General features: G+C 62.4%; 14 protein-coding genes and 1 pseudogene. 8 read left to right on the top strand and 7 right to left on the bottom strand.

Annotated features, from left to right (window positions below):
* Window positions 1-124: 124 nt before the first annotated feature.
* Window positions 125-1,528 (bottom strand): peptidoglycan DD-metalloendopeptidase family protein, encoded by a 1,404-nt coding sequence (locus C2U47_RS08545; RefSeq protein ID WP_039039497.1) that lies wholly within the window; start codon window positions 1,526-1,528, stop codon window positions 125-127.
* Window positions 1,529-1,537: 9 nt separating this feature from the next.
* Entirely contained in the window at window positions 1,538-3,067 is a 1,530-nt protein-coding gene (gene gpmM / locus C2U47_RS08540; protein ID WP_039039496.1) for a 2,3-bisphosphoglycerate-independent phosphoglycerate mutase, read from the bottom strand.
* Window positions 3,068-3,415: 348 nt separating this feature from the next.
* On the opposite strand from gpmM, the gene C2U47_RS08535 reads away from it, so the two are divergent.
* From C2U47_RS08535 to gpsA, 3 genes are read left to right on the top strand one after another with little or no spacing between them, the layout of a single operon-like run.
* On the top strand, window positions 3,416-3,847 hold the full coding sequence (locus tag C2U47_RS08535; protein ID WP_010672546.1) for a rhodanese-like domain-containing protein: 432 nt from the start codon (window positions 3,416-3,418) through the stop codon (window positions 3,845-3,847).
* Between the two features lie 47 nt (window positions 3,848-3,894).
* Window positions 3,895-4,365 carry a protein-export chaperone SecB gene (gene secB, locus C2U47_RS08530; protein ID WP_010672547.1) on the top strand — a complete coding sequence of 157 codons (471 nt, stop codon included), beginning with the start codon at window positions 3,895-3,897 and terminating at the stop codon, window positions 4,363-4,365.
* Between the two features lie 2 nt (window positions 4,366-4,367).
* Complete coding sequence (gpsA, locus tag C2U47_RS08525) at window positions 4,368-5,372, top strand: NAD(P)H-dependent glycerol-3-phosphate dehydrogenase (RefSeq protein WP_069784166.1); 1,005 nt, start codon at window positions 4,368-4,370, stop codon at window positions 5,370-5,372.
* A gap of 69 nt (window positions 5,373-5,441) precedes the next feature.
* Here gpsA and nfuA read toward each other — a convergent pair whose 3' ends face one another.
* Window positions 5,442-6,020, bottom strand: coding sequence for a Fe-S biogenesis protein NfuA (gene nfuA, locus C2U47_RS08520; protein WP_010672549.1), 579 nt, complete (start codon window positions 6,018-6,020; stop codon window positions 5,442-5,444).
* 148 nt (window positions 6,021-6,168) lie between these two features.
* Window positions 6,169-6,897, bottom strand: a complete 729-nt coding sequence (locus C2U47_RS08515; RefSeq protein ID WP_029313494.1) for a ComF family protein — start codon at window positions 6,895-6,897, stop codon at window positions 6,169-6,171.
* Between the two features lie 38 nt (window positions 6,898-6,935).
* On the opposite strand from C2U47_RS08515, the gene bioH reads away from it, so the two are divergent.
* The 3 genes from bioH (at window position 6,936) to C2U47_RS08500 (ending at window position 8,769) form a co-directional block, all read left to right on the top strand.
* Window positions 6,936-7,700: a pimeloyl-ACP methyl ester esterase BioH gene (gene bioH, locus C2U47_RS08510; RefSeq protein WP_069784165.1), complete on the top strand. Its 765-nt coding sequence runs from the start codon at window positions 6,936-6,938 to the stop codon at window positions 7,698-7,700.
* A gap of 72 nt (window positions 7,701-7,772) precedes the next feature.
* Window positions 7,773-8,006, top strand: coding sequence for a hypothetical protein (locus C2U47_RS08505; RefSeq protein WP_010672552.1), 234 nt, complete (start codon window positions 7,773-7,775; stop codon window positions 8,004-8,006).
* A 1-nt stretch (window position 8,007) separates the two neighbouring features.
* On the top strand, window positions 8,008-8,769 hold the full coding sequence (locus C2U47_RS08500) for a putative metalloprotease CJM1_0395 family protein (protein WP_042015263.1): 762 nt from the start codon (window positions 8,008-8,010) through the stop codon (window positions 8,767-8,769).
* A 58-nt stretch (window positions 8,770-8,827) separates the two neighbouring features.
* On the opposite strand, the gene C2U47_RS08495 is transcribed toward C2U47_RS08500, so the two are convergent.
* Together C2U47_RS08495 and greB are read right to left on the bottom strand one after the other, a co-directional pair.
* A complete protein-coding gene (locus tag C2U47_RS08495; RefSeq protein ID WP_103261585.1) occupies window positions 8,828-11,134 on the bottom strand; it encodes a Tex family protein in 2,307 nt (768 codons plus the stop codon).
* A 268-nt stretch (window positions 11,135-11,402) separates the two neighbouring features.
* Window positions 11,403-11,875, bottom strand: a pseudogene (gene greB, locus C2U47_RS08490) (transcription elongation factor GreB).
* A 202-nt stretch (window positions 11,876-12,077) separates the two neighbouring features.
* Between greB and ompR the strand changes: the two are divergent.
* Window positions 12,078-12,797, top strand: a complete 720-nt coding sequence (gene ompR, locus C2U47_RS08485) for an osmolarity response regulator transcription factor OmpR (protein WP_010672556.1) — start codon at window positions 12,078-12,080, stop codon at window positions 12,795-12,797.
* Window positions 12,794-14,104, top strand: a complete 1,311-nt coding sequence (gene envZ / locus C2U47_RS08480) for a two-component system sensor histidine kinase EnvZ (protein WP_010672557.1) — start codon at window positions 12,794-12,796, stop codon at window positions 14,102-14,104. Before ompR ends, envZ begins: the two co-directional genes overlap by 4 nt.
* 35 nt (window positions 14,105-14,139) lie before the next feature.
* Here the strand turns inward: envZ and C2U47_RS08475 are convergent, their stop codons facing one another.
* Entirely contained in the window at window positions 14,140-15,054 is a 915-nt protein-coding gene (locus C2U47_RS08475; protein ID WP_041214072.1) for a DMT family transporter, read from the bottom strand.
* Window positions 15,055-15,113 lie beyond the last annotated feature (59 nt).

Below are 15,113 nucleotides of genomic sequence, written 5' to 3'. Positions count from 1 at the left end.
CAGACTTTTTGTCGGGTGAAGTGGTAAACGACGCGGTGTTGCTGTCTTTTGCTCCCTGCTCCCCTCGCGGGAGAAGGGCTGGGGATGAGGTAGCGGACTCCGATCGGGCACCGCCAAGGCGGGCTTAGCGTCTGGCCAGCCACTTGGTCGGGTTGATGGCCTCGCCCTGATAGCGGATCTCGAAGTAGAGGCCGGAGCGCTCCTGTCCGCCGCTGTCGCCGACCAGAGCCACGGGCTCACCCTGCTCCACCTTTTGTCCCACCTGGCGCAGCAGCGACTGGTTGTGGCCGTAGAGGCTCATGTAGCCCTTGCCGTGGTCGATGACCAGCAGCATGCCGAAGCCGTCGAGCCAGTCGGCGTAGACCACCTGGCCCGGTGCCACCGCCTTGACCTGGGTCCCTTCGCTGGCGCCGATTAGGGTGCCCTTCCACTTCAGCTCGGCGGTACGCGGCGAGCCGTAGGAGATGAGGATGGGGCCCTGCACCGGCCAGCGCAGGTTGCCACCCGTGCTCAGACCGCCGTAGCCGTTGCTGCTTGCCTTGGCGCTGTTGCGGGCAGCAGCTTGCTGCTGCGCCACCTTGGCCTGCTGTTCGGCGACGCGCTGCTGCTGGGCCGCTAGCCGCTGCTGTTCGCCGACCTGGCGCTGCTGGGCCGCGATCCGCTGCTGCTCCTCGATGCGCTTCTGCTCGGCTGCCAGGCGCTGGGCCTCCAGACGGCGCTGGCGCTCCTGCTCGGCCTTGATCTTGGCGAGGCGCTCCCGCTCGGCCCGTTCGCGGCGTTCCTTTTCTTCCTGCTGACGACGCAGCTCTTCCAGCCGCGCCTTGAGCGCCTTCTCCGCCTTGACCAGCTTGTCGAGCTTCTGCTCGTCGGCCTGCACCGACTGCTGCAACTGGTTGCGCACCTTGGCACGGCTCTGCTGGCTGGCCAGCAGGCTCTGGTGATGCTCCTGCTGCTCGCCGAGCAGGGTCTGGAGGCGGTTCTCAGTCTCCCTGGTGGCCTGCTGGTTCTTGGCCAGCTTGTCACGGGTGGCGCGCAGGGCTTCAATGGCCTCGATACGGGCCTTGTTGAGGTAGTCGAAATAGTCGAGGGCGCGGCTCAGTTTGGCCGGATCCTGCTGGTTGAGCAGCAGTTTGAGGTAATCGTGGTTGCCCGCCTGGAAGGCGCTTTCCGCCTGCTTGGCCAGCAACTGCTTCTGGTGTTTGGCTTGCTGCTCCAGTGCCAGCTTGTCCTGCTGCAGGGACGCCAGCTTCTGCTGGTTCTGCCGGAGTTGCTGTCTGGTCTGCTCGAGTTTGGCGGCGGCAGCCGAAATGGCCTGCTCGTCAGCCTTGAGCTGGGTGTTGAGCTTGGCAAGCTCCTGCTTGCTGAGCTTGAGGGTCTGTTGCTGTTCCTTGATCTGGGACTGCATGGCCCCCAGCTGCTGGTTCGCAGCCTGGGCTGTGCCGGTACCGCCGATCAGGCAAAAAAACAGCGCGCCGGCCAACAGGCCGACGCGACTGGTTTTCTGTGAAATAATTTCGCATCCCCGCATGGGGCAGGATTATTTCAGAATCATCAGGGGCTTGCCAGTCATTTCCGGCGGCACCGGCAGACCCATCAGGGTCAGCATGGTGGGGGCCAGATCGGACAGTTTGCCACCTTCGGCGACCTCGGCTTTACGACCGAAGTAGATGAGGGGAACCGGCAGATTGGTGTGGGCGGTGTGGGCCTGACCAGTCTCTTCGTCCATCATCTTCTCGGCGTTGCCATGGTCGGCGGTGATGAGGCACTCGCCGCCCACTTCCGCCAGGGCGTCGGTGACGCGACCGATGCAGTGGTCGACCGCTTCACAGGCTTTGACGGCCGCATCGAACACGCCGGTGTGGCCGACCATGTCGCCGTTCGGGTAGTTGCAGATGATGACGTCGTACTTGCCGCTCTTGATGGCCGCAACCAGCTTGTCGGTCAGCTCTTCGGAGCTCATCTCCGGCTGCAGGTCATAGGTAGCCACTTTCGGGCTCGCTACGATTTCGCGATCTTCGCCGCTGAAGCAGGCCTCTTCGCCACCGTTGAAGAAGAAGGTGACGTGGGCGTACTTCTCGGTCTCGGAGATGCGCAGCTGGGTCTTGCCCTGCTTGGCCAGCCACTCACCCAGGGTATTGACCAGGGCGGTGGGCGGATAGGCGCAGGCGGTTTTGATGTCGGCCGCGTATTCGGTCAGCATCACGAAGTGCAGGGCCGGGGTGGCGGTGCGGGCGAAGCCGGTGAAGTCGGTATCGACGAAGGCGCGGGTGATTTCGCGGGCGCGGTCGGCACGGAAGTTCATGAAGATCAGCGCATCGCCGTCGATCATCGGTACAGCGTCGCCGATGCGGGTGGCTTTGACGAACTCGTCGTTCTCGTCGCGGGCATAGGCAGCGGCCAGCGCGTCGGTGGCGTTGTCGGCGGTGAATTCGCCCTTGCCCTGGGTCATCAGGTCATAGGCCTGCTGCACGCGATCCCAGCGGTTGTCGCGGTCCATGGCGTAGTAACGACCGATCATGGAGGCGAAACGACCCTTGCCCAGTCGGGCAAACAGGGCGTCGAACAGCTCGATGGAGGACTGGGCACTGCGCGGCGGGACGTCGCGGCCATCCAGGAAGGCGTGGAAGTAGATCTGCTCGGCGCCACGCTTGGCGGCCATCTCGATCATGCCCATGATGTGCTCTTCGTGGCTGTGTACGCCACCCGGGGACATCAGCCCCATGATGTGCACGGCCTTGCCCTTGGTCACGGCAGCGTCGACAGCCTTGGCCAGCTCGACGTTCTGGAAGAAGTCGCCGTCCTGGATGTCCTTGGAGATGCGGGTCAGCTCCTGATAGACGACGCGACCGGCACCGATGTTGGTGTGGCCCACTTCGGAGTTGCCCATCTGGCCGTCAGGCAGACCCACGTCCAGGCCGGAGCCGGAGATCAGGGTGCTGGTGTAGTCACGGGCCAGGCGATCCAGATTGGGGGTCTTGGCAGCAGCAACGGCGTTGTACTCTTGCTTGGTGCTGTAGCCCCAACCGTCCATGATGACCAGAACCAGCGGTTTCTTAGCTGTTGACATAAGGCTATGTCCTCTCGGATAGGAATGAATTGCGGGAAGTGAAACTAGCGTAATATTACTACATCTGCCGAAATAGTCACCTGATAGCCAAGTCCCTCTCCAGCCTCGCTTTTTAACTGTTATCCCGCTGTTTTAGGCATGTTGCCGGCTTGTCTGCCTCGGCGGGTTTTCCTCTGTTTCCCCCCTCTTTTCGGCATGGCGCATCCTCTCGTTCGGCCCGGTTGGAGGAGGAAGAATCGGCAGCCATCCCTGATGGGAGCTTGCTCTCGCTTTGCCGCCAAGATGGCTGATCTTATGCAGGGCCCCATGTATACTCGGGCCCTTGTCTTGGTCCCTGGATAGTAGAAGATGCAAGAGTATTTGGATTTCGCGGCCCGCAATCCGCTGCTGACCGCAGCCTGGTTGGGCCTGGCAGGCACCCTGGTGTACACCACTGTGCGTGCTCGTTTTTCTCCGGTGAAGGCGGTCAACAACCACGCCGCTACCCTGCTTATCAACCGTGAAAATGCCACCGTCGTGGACATTCGCAGTCAGGATGAATTTGCCAAGGGTCATCTGGCCGGGGCCCATCACCTGCCGCTCGCCCAGATCCAGGCGAATAATCTGGGCCCGGTTGAAAAGCACAAGGATGCCCCCATCATAGTGGTGTGCGAGTCGGGGATGACCGCTGGTGGCGCGGGTCGCCAACTGAGCAAGGCCGGTTTCAAGCAGGTGTATGTGCTCAGCGGTGGCATGGCCCAATGGCGTGCAGACAATCTGCCGGTGACCAAAAAACGCTGATTTAAGGGCCTGCGCCCACTCATTATCTTAAAAAGGAATCAAACGAAATGGCTGACGAAATCAACAACCAGGAAGTGCAACCGGAATTCCACATCCAGCGTGTCTACACCAAGGATGTCTCCTTCGAAGCCCCGAATACCCCGCACATCTTCCAGAAAGAGTGGCAGCCGGACGTCAAGCTGGACATGGACACCAAGACCAATGTCCTGGCCGACAGCGTCTATGAAGTGGTGCTGACCCTGACTGTCACCTGCAAGCTGGAAACCGAGACCGCCTTCCTGTGCGAAGTGCAGCAAGCCGGCATCTTCACCATCGGCAACCTGCCGGAGCCGCAACTGGCCCACTGCCTGGCGGCCTTCTGCCCGAACATCCTGTTCCCGTATGCCCGCGAAGCGGTGTCCAACCTGGTGAGCAAGGGTTCCTTCCCGCAACTGAACCTGGCTCCGGTCAACTTCGACGCCCTGTTCGCCCAGCACATGGCGCAGGTACAGGCCCAGCAGGCGACTGCGGAAGCCTGATAATGGCCGACCAGATCACAATCTCGGTCCTGGGGGCGGGGTCTTATGGCTCCGCCCTTGCCATTTCTCTGGCGCGCAATGGTCATCCGACCCTGCTGTGGGGTCACGACCCTGCCCATGTCGCCGAGCTGGAACAGGATCGCTGCAACAAGGCATTCTTGCCGGATGTCCCCTTCCCGGCCGATCTGCAACTGACGTCGGATCTACAGGCGGCGGTGCAAGCCGCTCCCGTGCTGCTGCTGGTGGTGCCGAGCCATGTGTTCGGCCAGGTACTGGCCCGGGTCAAACCCTTCCTGCGCCCGGATACCCGGATCGCCTGGGCCACCAAGGGGCTGGAGCCGGACAGCGGCCGTCTGCTGCAAGAGGTGGCGCGGGAGGTGCTGGGGGATGCCATTCCACTGGCGGTCATCTCGGGCCCGACCTTCGCCCGCGAGCTGGCTGCCGGTCTGCCGACCGCCATCTCGGTGGCCTCGACCCACGACGACTTTGCCGACGATCTCTCCCACCTGCTGCACTGCGGCCGCTCGTTCCGGGTCTATACCAATCCGGACTTCATCGGTCTGCAGCTGGGCGGGGCGGTGAAGAACGTCATCGCCATCGGTGCCGGTCTCTCTGACGGACTCGGCTTTGGCGCCAACGCCAGAACCGCGCTCATCACTCGGGGTCTGGTGGAGATGCAGCGCCTCGGCGCCGCCCTCGGGGCCGATGCCAAGACCTTCATGGGGATGGCGGGGCTCGGGGATCTGGTGTTGACCTGTACCGACAACCAGTCGCGCAACCGCCGTTTCGGTCTGGCGCTGGGAGCGGGCAAGTCGGTTGACACCGCCATGGCCGAGATAGGCCAGGTGGTGGAAGGCTATCGCAACACCAAGGAAGTACATCTGCTGGCGGCCCGCTGTGGCGTCGAGATGCCCATCTGCGAACAGATCTTCAAGGTGCTCTACGAGGGCAAGAATCCGAAAGAGGCGGCCATCGCCCTGCTGTCGCGAGACAAGAAGGACGAGTGATCTGCCAGCCGCAGAATGCAAAAGGCCCCGCCAGCTGGCGGGGCCTTTTCTTTGCCGCAAGGGGGCAAATCAGTAGTAGGAGTGGTCGCCGCGCTGGTGCTCGGTGGCATCCTTGACGCCGTTGAGCTCGCCCGGGAATTTCTCCAGCAACTGCTTCTCGATCCCCTCTTTCAGGGTGTAGTCGACCATGGAGCAACCGTTGCAACCGCCGCCAAACTGCAGGATGGCCAGTTTGTCGTCGGTCAGCTCGACCAGGGTGACCTTGCCGCCGTGACCGGCCAGCATGGGGTTCACCTCGGACATCAACACGTACTCGATACGGTCGATCAGCGGGGCGTCATCGGCCACTTTGCGCATCTTGGCGTTCGGGGCTTTCAGGGTGAGCTGGGAGCCCATCTGATCGGTGACGAAATCGATGGTGGCATCCACCAGGAAGGGGGCGCTCAGGGGATCGACCAGGCAGTCGAAGCCGCTGAACGGCAGGTGCTGATCTTCCGGATCGACCGCGTCGGGTGGGCAATAGGATACGCCGCACTCGGCATTCTGGGTTCCCGGATTGACCACAAACACCCGGATGTTGGTGCCATCAGGCTGCTTCTCCAGCAACTTGCGGAAGTGGGCCTGGGCGGTGTCGGAAATGCTGATCATCACTATCCTCATAAACCTGAGTGTACGACTAGGGTATTCATGATAACTCGCTTGGCGGGGCTTGGGTAGCGTGCCGATGGCGAGCCTGTGAGCCCGGGCGTATCGGAATCATGCCGCCAGCGGACTCCCGGGCCGGATCCCTGCCCGGTTATTTCAGGTGTCGGAGGGTACGGCAGATGGCCCACACCTCTACCGTGGTGACGCCGTGCTCATGAAGCAACCGGGTGAGCTGACCTGCGGTGGCGCCCGTGGTGACCACATCATCAAGCAGTGCCACATGCCGGTAGTGGTGAGGTTCTATTTCGAAGGCGCCACGCAGATTGCGTCGCCGCTGGCCGGCACTGAGCCGGGTCTGTTGCGGGGTCGACCTTGTCCGGCGCAGTACGCGGGTGTCGCAAGGAATGCCGGTGAGTGCGCTCAGGGCATGGCCGATTTCTTCTGCCTGATTGAAGCCGCGCCACCACTGGCGCCACCAGTGCAGGGGAACCGGGATGATGACCTGCGGTGGGTTGGCGAGGTCCAGATGGTCTGCCAGCAGGCGGGCAAGCAGCGGCGCTAGCAGGATCTGACCGGAATACTTCAGCCGGGGGATGAGTTGGGCATAAGGAGCCTGATAATCGCCGATCACCTGCAAACGCTCCCAGGGGGCGGGTCTGCGCTGGCATCGTCCGCACAGCAGTTCGCTCTCGCGATGTTGCTCCGGCAGCGGTGCTGCACACATCAGGCATCGTCTGTCGTGCTGGCGCTGGGCGTGGCGGCACCAGGAGCACAACAAGGGCGTCTCGTCACAGGGTTGGCGACAGAGCAGGCACAGACCGAGCCAGTCGGACTGGGTGCCAAGGATCGGACTTGCTTTGGCGAGCAGCCGCTTTAACATGCAGGCTCCAAGCAGATAAACAGGGATCTTGAGTCTAGATGAGCGTATCGGTTGAGCGGTTTGGCCAGGGCCCGGACCTGGTGTTGTTGCATGGCTGGGGCATGAACGGGGCCGTCTGGCACGGTATTGCCCAAGAACTGGCTGCCCACTATCGGCTGCATCTGGTGGACCTACCCGGCTTTGGCAACAGCCCCCTGCAAGCAGGGACAGACTACACCCTGCCCTGGCTGGCAGAGCAGGTGGCGGCCATATTGCCTGAAAAATGCCATCTGCTCGGCTGGTCCCTCGGTGGTCTGGTGGCGAGTCAGTTGGCGCTGACCATGCCTGAACGCCTTCACTCTCTCATTACCGTAGCCAGTTCTCCCTGCTTCATGGGCCGCGACGAGTGGCCCGGGATTGCCCCCAAGGTGCTGGCGGGGTTCAACCAGATGCTGGCCGGCGACTTCATGCAGACCATAGAGCGCTTCCTCGCGATCCAGGCCATGGGCAGCGAGCACGCCAGAAACGACATTCGCCAGTTGCGTCACTGGCTGGCGGAGCGACCCGCTCCCCGGCTTGCGGCCCTGGAGGCGGGTCTGGGCCTGCTGGCCGAGGTCGATCTGCGGGATGAACTGATCGGCCTGGATCTGCCCTGGCTGCGTCTTTACGGCAGGCTAGATACCCTGGTGCCGAAGGCCGCCATTCCCTTGCTGGATGCGCGTTATCCTGCCAGCCACAGTCTGGTGCTGGAGAAGGCATCCCATGCTCCCTTCATCTCCCATCCAGAGCAGTTCATCACCCTCCTGCGGCGGTTCATTGACTGAGATTTGAGCGGCAGGCTTCAATAACTCGTCAGGTTGGTGGATAATTAGCCAACCCTACAGAGGAGTGTGCCAATGCGTATCGAATCAGCCATGACGGCGGGCGTGCAGGGGTTCCAACGGGCCGAGCAGTTGGCCGGACAGGCGTCCAGCCAGATCGCCCGTCTCAATACGCCAGCGGGTGATCAGGTGCAGTTGCCGGATGAACTGGTGAATCTCAAGGTGGCCGAGCTGCATGCCGGGGCATCCGCCAAGGTGATCCAGACGGCCAGCGACATGCTGGGCACCCTGATCGATATCCGGGTGTGACATGAACATCAACGTCAGTCTGCCGACCATCATTCCGAATCAACTGCAGCCGCAGACGGAATCGGCACAGACTGACAACCGCCGTGCAGAACTGGTGCCCCCCAGCCGCCAGAGCGAAGCGTCCAACGCCGAGTCCGGCGTCGGTTCCCAGAAAGAGAGATCCCGGGCCGCCCAGGCCAATCCCGCCACCCCATCCTCGTCCACGAAAGAGAACGGCCAGACCGGCCCCGTGATGGTGGCGCACCGTTTTGTCGAGGCAACGGGGGAGGAGGGGGAGCGTCGACAACGTCAGGAGGGTGAACAGCAGGAGCAGCAAAAGCAGCAGCGTCAGGTGGCTGCGCTGGTCGAACGGGATCTCGAAGTTCGCAAGCACGAGCAGGCTCACCAGGCAGCCGGCGGCGAGCATGCGGGGAGCCCTACCTACCAGTTTTCCCGTGGGCCGGATGGCAAGCGTTATGCCACCGGGGGGGAGGTGGTCATCGACATGGGGACCATTCCCGGGGATCCCGCCGCGACCATCGCCAAGATGCAGCAGGTGCGTGCCGCTGCACTCGCGCCCGATGAACCATCGTCACAAGACATGAGTGTGGCCCGTGCCGCCTCTGGCAAGGAGGCACAGGCCCGCAAGGATCTGATGACTCTCAGGCAGGAAACCACAGGCCCGCTCGGTGCTTATATGGACAATCGAAACCAGGTGATTGCCAGGCACTATCAGCAAGCGGTGAGGCCAGCCTCCCCGCATAGCCTGAGTCAGGACGTTTGATCCCGCTCCGTGCAGGCATGAAAAAGCCCCTTTCGGGGCTTTTTTGCATTCTGGTGGCTTATTTCTTCAGTTTCGACAGGGCGGCCGCGAAGGCGTTGCCCATGGCTCCCTCGGTCGGAGCGCTCTGACGGGGCGCCTGTTTCGGTCGGGCGTTGCCGGTGTGACGCGGCTCGGTCGGTTTGCGTGCAGGTTGGCCGGCTTTTTCATCCAGACGCATGGTCAGACTGATGCGTTTGCGCGGTACGTCGACTTCCAGCACCTTGACCCGGACGATGTCACCGGCCTTGACCACCTCGCGGGGATCCTTGACGAAGCGATCGGTGAGGGAAGAAATGTGCACCAGCCCGTCCTGATGGACGCCGATGTCGACGAAGGCGCCGAAGTTGGTGACGTTGGTGACCACACCCTCCAGCACCATCTCGGGCACCAGATCGCTGATTTTCTCCACCCCTTCCTTGAAGGCGGCGGTCTTGAACTCGGGACGAGGGTCGCGGCCTGGCTTGTCCAGCTCGCCGATGATGTCGGTGACGGTAGGCACCCCGAACTGCTCGTCGGTGTAGTCGGTGGGCTTGAGGGTGCGCAGCAGGCTGCTGTTGCCGAGCAGGCTGCCCACGGTCTGCTCCAGCTTGGCGAGGATCCGCTCCACCACAGGGTAGGATTCCGGGTGCACCGCCGAGCCGTCCAGCGGGTTGCTGCCGCCCCGAATGCGCAGGAAGCCGGCGCATTGCTCGAATGCCTTGGGCCCGAGTCGGCTTACTTTCAGCAGCTGCTGACGATGCTGGAAGGCGCCGTTCTCATCCCGGTAGGCGACGATGTTCTGGGCCAGGGTCTGGGAGAGGCCGGAAACCCGGTTGAGCAGGGCGACCGAGGCGGTATTCACATCCACCCCCACCGCGTTCACGCAATCCTCGACCACCGCGTCGAGGCGGCGGGCCAGCTGGCTCTGGCCGACGTCGTGCTGGTACTGGCCCACACCTATGCTCTTGGGGTCGATCTTGACCAGCTCGGCCAGGGGATCCTGCAACCGGCGGGCGATGGAGACGGCGCCGCGAATGGAGACGTCGAGATCCGGGAATTCCTGGGAGGCGAGCTCGGAGGCGGAGTAGACCGATGCCCCCGCTTCACTGACCACGATTTTCTGCGCCTTGGCGGCCGGGTAGCGCTCGAACAGATCGCTCACCAGGCGGTCGGTTTCCCGGGATGCGGTGCCGTTGCCGATGCTGATGAGCTCGACCTTGTGCTTCTGGCACAGCTCGCTCAGAGTCTTGAGACTCTGGTCAACCTGGCGCTTGGGTTCGAACGGATAGATGGTCGCGTGATCGACCAGCTTGCCGGTGGCATCCACCACCGCCACCTTGACCCCGGTGCGGATGCCGGGATCCAGCCCCATGGTGCAGCGCATGCCGGCCGGTGCCGCCATCAGCAGATCCTTGAGATTCATGGCGAACACCTTGATCGCCTCCTCCTCTGCTGACTCGCGGATGCGGCCGATCAGCTCGGTTTCCATCTGCAGGGAGAGCTTGATCTTCCAGGTCCAGCTCACCACCCCTTGCAGCCACTTGTCGGCCGGGCGATTTTGCAGGTTGAGCTTGAGGTGATGGGCAATAATCCCCTCGCAAGGGCTGGTACCCTCATCCTCGCCGGTGACCAGCGCCAGGTTGAGGATCCCCTCGTTGCGGCCGCGCAACATGGCCAGCACCCGGTGGGAGGGGGCCTTGTGCAGGGGTTCGTTATGTTCGAAGTAGTCCTTGAACTTGGCCCCTTCCTGCTCCTTGCCGGCCACCACGCGGGCACACAGGGTGGCGTTCTGCCACAGGTAGTCCCGCAACTTCTCAAGGAGATCGGCCTGCTCGGCGAAACGCTCCATCAGGATGTAACGGGCACCGTCGAGGGCGGCCTTGCCGTCGGTGATCCCCTGCTCGGCATTGAGGAAGCGAACCGCCTCCTGTTCGGGATCCTTCATGGGGTCACCCAGCAGCAAATCCGCCAGTGGCTCCAGCCCCGCCTCGATGGCCATCTGTCCCTTGGTGCGGCGCTTGGGCTTGTAGGGGAGGTAGAGGTCTTCCAGACGGGTCTTGCTGTCGGCCTCGTTCAGCTCGCGGGCCAGCTCGGGGGTCAGTTTGCCCTGCTCTTCGATGGAGCGCAGGATCACCTGGCGGCGATCCGCCAGTTCACGCAGGTAGCCGAGGCGGCTCTCCAGGGTACGCAGCTGGCTGTCGTCCAGACCGCCGGTCACCTCTTTGCGGTAACGGGCGATGAAGGGAACGGTCGCGCCTTCGTCCAGCAGGCGAACGGCTGCCTGCACCTGTTCCGGGCGGGCATTCAGCTCACCGGCGATCTGATGTTCTATTACGTGGCTTTGCATCGAGGGTCTCTTGGTCGGGTCCTGTCTAACTGGCCAGCGTGGGGCTATGTCGCCGAACAGGGGGTCTGTCCTGGCGATACTTTAGATACCTGCCAGGCCACTGCCGCGCGGGCCGGTTGGCGCCGCAAGGCGCCGGGTGTGAGCACTATATGGGGTCGGGCAGCGGGATGCCACCCTGGCAGAAATGACGTTTCTCATACCCAGTGGGCGGACATGCTCGGTCTCTCCTGGCCTTGTCAGCCGATTTGGCAGTGAGGGTCGGCCTGGCTTATTTGGGATAGCTGATCTCATTGATGTACCAGCAGGCGTCACCCACTGGCGTTCGCACCATGGCTTCATCGCCCACCTCTTTCTTGAGCAGGGCGCGGGCCATGGGGGAGTCGATGGAGATGTAATCCTTGCGGCCGAAGATCTCGTCATAGCCGACGATGCGAAAGCGCTTGGTCTCACCCTCGTCGTTTTCCACCTCGACCCAGGCACCGAAGAAGACCTTGCCCTCCTGGGAGGGGAGTAGTCGACTATGGTCAGCTCTTCCAGGCACTTGCGCAGGTAGCGCACGCGGCGGTCGATCTCCCGCAGGCGTTTCTTGTTGTACTGGTAATCGGCATTCTCGCTGCGATCACCCAGGCTCGCCGCCCAGGCCACTTTTTTGGTGACATCGGGCCTCTCCTCCCGCCAGAGCATGTCGTGCTCCTGCCGGAGCCTGGTGTAGCCTTCACGGGTAATGAGTTTGGTTTTCATGGGGTTATCACTCCCTCGCCAATTGCATCCGGTAGCCCGGGATCTTAGTCATTGTCGCCGCCCTGTCGAGCAAAAAGCAGAGCTGGCCATCCATCCTTCCCGGCTCTGGGGCCGAATGAGGGCAATAACCGGTAACATATTTATGCTTTGTGGTTGCAGGGGGCGGCTCTAGTATGAGGGGAGACAGAGAAGAGAGGTGGCAATGAGTCAGCAATACAAGGTCCTGGTGGTGGACGACGATCTGAAACTGCGTTCCTTGCTGGAGCGCTACCTCACCGAGCAGGGGTTTGTAGTGCGGGGTGTTGCCAACGGGGAGCAGGCCGATCGCCTGCTGACGCGTGAAAACTTCAGCCTGATGGTGCTTGATCTGATGCTGCCGGGGGAAGATGGCCTCTCCATCTGCCGCCGCCTGCGCGAGGCCGGCAACCAGATCCCCGTCTTGATGCTCACCGCCAAGGGAGACGAGGTGGATCGCATCGTCGGTCTGGAGATGGGGGCCGACGATTATCTGCCCAAGCCGTTCAACCCCCGTGAGCTGCTGGCCCGGATCCGCGCCGTGCTGCGCCGCCATACCGTGGAGCTGCCCGGCGCCCCTTCCGCGGCGGAGAAGATGGTGAGTTTCGGGGCCTACCAGCTCAATCTGGCGACCCGTGAACTGAGCCGTGATGGCGAACCGGTTGCCCTGACCAGCGGGGAGTTCGCCGTGCTCAAGGTGCTGGTGAGTCATCCTCGCGAACCGCTCTCCCGTGACAAGCTGATGAACCTGGCCCGTGGTCGCGAGTACACGGCCACCGAGCGTAGCATCGATGTGCAGGTCTCCCGCCTGCGCCGCCTGCTGGAACAGGACCCGGCCCAGCCCCGCTATCTGCAGACCGTCTGGGGTCTGGGGTATGTGTTCGTACCGGACGGTGAGAACGCATGAAGAAAGTGGGCAGCATGTTCTCCCGCATGCTCTGGTTTCTGGCTGCCGTGCTGGTGGTCTATCAAGTCGTCTCCTACGTTACCTTCTACAACTACCTGCTGGCGCCGACCGTCAAGCAGATCAGCCACCTGCTGGCAAACCAGGTCAAACTCATCTTCCCGGTGGACAACAACCAGCTGGCGCTCAGTGAAGATGCCGAGGCGCTGGTCTATGTGACCACTGGCAGCGACATCTATACCCAGAGCGAGGCGGAGCAGCACGGGCTGAATGATTCCAAGCCCTACCCCTATCTGGAGCAGAGCATCAGCCGCGAATTGAAAGGGGATACCAGGGTCAGGGTTGAAATCCAGGATCACTACATCATCTGGATCCAGCCTCCCCAGGCCAGCCAGATGTGGGTGCGCATTCCCCTGACGGAAATTGAAGATGACGACATCGAACCGCTCATCCTCTATATGAGCGTCTTGCTGGTGGTGACCCTGTTTGCAGCCTGGCGTTTTGCCCGTCAGCTGGTGCGGCCGCTGGAGGATCTGGAAGCGGGAGCCGTGGCGGTGGCGCGCGGCAACTTTCCCGATGCCCTGGGGGAGCAGGGCTCGCGGGAGGTGCGCCGTCTGACCCGCACCTTCAACCACATGTCGAGCTCCATCAAGGGGCTGATCGAGGAGCGCAACCTGATGATGGCCGGGGTATCCCACGATTTGCGCACCCCTCTCACCCGCATTCGTCTCGCAACCGAGATGATGTCCTCGGGGGATGAGTACCTCAAGGAGAGCATCAATGCGGACATCGATGAGTCGAACGGTATCATCGATCAGTTCATCGATTACATTCGCCCGAACGAGGGGCTCGATGCCCGGCCCGTCGACCTGACCCAGCTCATTCACGATGCGTTGCTGATGCAGACCGATCAGGGACTGGAAGTGGAGCTGCTCCTGCCGGAGGAGGCGGTGCGTGTGGCCTGCCATCCCATCAGCATTCGCCGTATCCTCAACAATCTGTCGGGCAACTCCCTGCGCTATGGTGCGACTCGGTTGCAGGCCGAGCTCAGGGATGATGGTCACTGGGTGCGGCTGCGACTCTCCGACAATGGCCCGGGGATTGCAGAAGAGGACTACTCCCGGGTGCTCAAGCCCTTCACCCAGGGCAATGTGGCGCGCACCGGTGGCGGGAGTGGGCTGGGGCTGGCCATCGTTGCCAAGATAGTCTCCCAGCATCACGGCACCATCAGGCTGGGGCGCTCCGAACTGGGGGGCTTGCAGGTGGAGATCCGGCTACCCAAGAACCAGCCGCTGGAGTGGATGGATTGAAAGCAGGGCGTATCGAGGGATACGCCCTTTGTCTGTCAGGGGTGGGGGTCGCTCACCTTGCGGTAGCGCTTGCCATATTTGAGTTGCTGGATAAGCAGGGCGGCGACGATGAGAACCAGCCCGATGGGGGTTGCCGGGTGAATGGTTTCGCCGATCAACAGGTTGAGCAGCACCAGAGAGGCAAACGGCGAGATGAAGATAAGGTTGCTGATGGGGGCCGTGTTGGTGGCGTGGCGCAGGGCCATCAGCCAGAGCACGAAACCGAAACCCATCTCGAACAGCCCCACATAGATGGCGCCAGCCCATCCCTGCCAGGCAGTCATGGCAAAGTCCGAGAGCAACCAGGTCGCCACGATGATGAAGGGCAGGCTGATGAGGAAGCCGAGCAGCAGGCTGACGACGGGATCCCCCTGATTGCGGGTGTTGAGGATCCAGTAACCGGCCCAGATCAGGGTCGACACCAGCGCCAGCGTGACGCCGAGGGGGCTGTCGAACTGCAGACCGAACACGTCCCCCCTGGTGGCGATCACCAGGGCGCCGAAATAGCCGAGCACGATGGCGACGCCATCGCGGCGGCGCAGCTTTTGACCGAGGAAGGGAACGGCCAGCAGGCTGAGGGTGATGGCCCAGGTGTAGTTGAGAGTCTGCGCCTGCTGGGCGGGCAGCAGATCATATGCCTTGAACAGCAGCAGGTAATAGAGAAAGGGGTTCAGGACCCCGAGAGCGAGGTAGTAGAGGGGGCGACTCTTGATGTAGTCGAGCAGTAGTGGCAGTTTGCCCTGACAGGCCACGATGCACCCCAGGGTCAGGGTCGAGGTGCAGGCCGCGACCAGCAGCAGCTGTACCGGTTCAAAGTAGGCGAGGGAGATCTTGAAGGCGCTGGCCACCGTGGACCAGAGGGCGACGGCACAGAGCCCGTACTGGTAGGCTTTCTTCTGATTCTTGAGCATGGGATGGGTTCCGCAGACAGGGGCGAGGGCGCAGTCTATCAGCCTGTTTGCAACATTGT

It is taken from the genome of Aeromonas sp. ASNIH7, from assembly GCF_002903485.1.
GTDB lineage: Bacteria > Pseudomonadota > Gammaproteobacteria > Enterobacterales > Aeromonadaceae > Aeromonas > Aeromonas caviae.
Note: the sequence above shows the minus strand (reverse complement) of the source record. Positions and strands in the feature narration are given on the sequence as shown.

Coding starts and splice junctions, on each gene's coding strand:
- C2U47_RS08505 (WP_010672552.1), top strand. CDS start 7,773: ATGCGTATCGAATCAGCCATGACGGCGGGCGTGCAGGGGTTCCAACGG.
- bioH (WP_069784165.1), top strand. CDS start 6,936: ATGAGCGTATCGGTTGAGCGGTTTGGCCAGGGCCCGGACCTGGTGTTG.
- C2U47_RS08500 (WP_042015263.1), top strand. CDS start 8,008: ATGAACATCAACGTCAGTCTGCCGACCATCATTCCGAATCAACTGCAG.
- C2U47_RS08495 (WP_103261585.1), bottom strand. CDS start 11,134: ATGCAAAGCCACGTAATAGAACATCAGATCGCCGGTGAGCTGAATGCC.
- C2U47_RS08475 (WP_041214072.1), bottom strand. CDS start 15,054: ATGCTCAAGAATCAGAAGAAAGCCTACCAGTACGGGCTCTGTGCCGTC.
- C2U47_RS08515 (WP_029313494.1), bottom strand. CDS start 6,897: ATGTTAAAGCGGCTGCTCGCCAAAGCAAGTCCGATCCTTGGCACCCAG.
- gpsA (WP_069784166.1), top strand. CDS start 4,368: ATGGCCGACCAGATCACAATCTCGGTCCTGGGGGCGGGGTCTTATGGC.
- gpmM (WP_039039496.1), bottom strand. CDS start 3,067: ATGTCAACAGCTAAGAAACCGCTGGTTCTGGTCATCATGGACGGTTGG.
- secB (WP_010672547.1), top strand. CDS start 3,895: ATGGCTGACGAAATCAACAACCAGGAAGTGCAACCGGAATTCCACATC.
- C2U47_RS08535 (WP_010672546.1), top strand. CDS start 3,416: ATGCAAGAGTATTTGGATTTCGCGGCCCGCAATCCGCTGCTGACCGCA.
- envZ (WP_010672557.1), top strand. CDS start 12,794: ATGAAGAAAGTGGGCAGCATGTTCTCCCGCATGCTCTGGTTTCTGGCT.
- ompR (WP_010672556.1), top strand. CDS start 12,078: ATGAGTCAGCAATACAAGGTCCTGGTGGTGGACGACGATCTGAAACTG.
- C2U47_RS08545 (WP_039039497.1), bottom strand. CDS start 1,528: ATGCGGGGATGCGAAATTATTTCACAGAAAACCAGTCGCGTCGGCCTG.
- nfuA (WP_010672549.1), bottom strand. CDS start 6,020: ATGATCAGCATTTCCGACACCGCCCAGGCCCACTTCCGCAAGTTGCTG.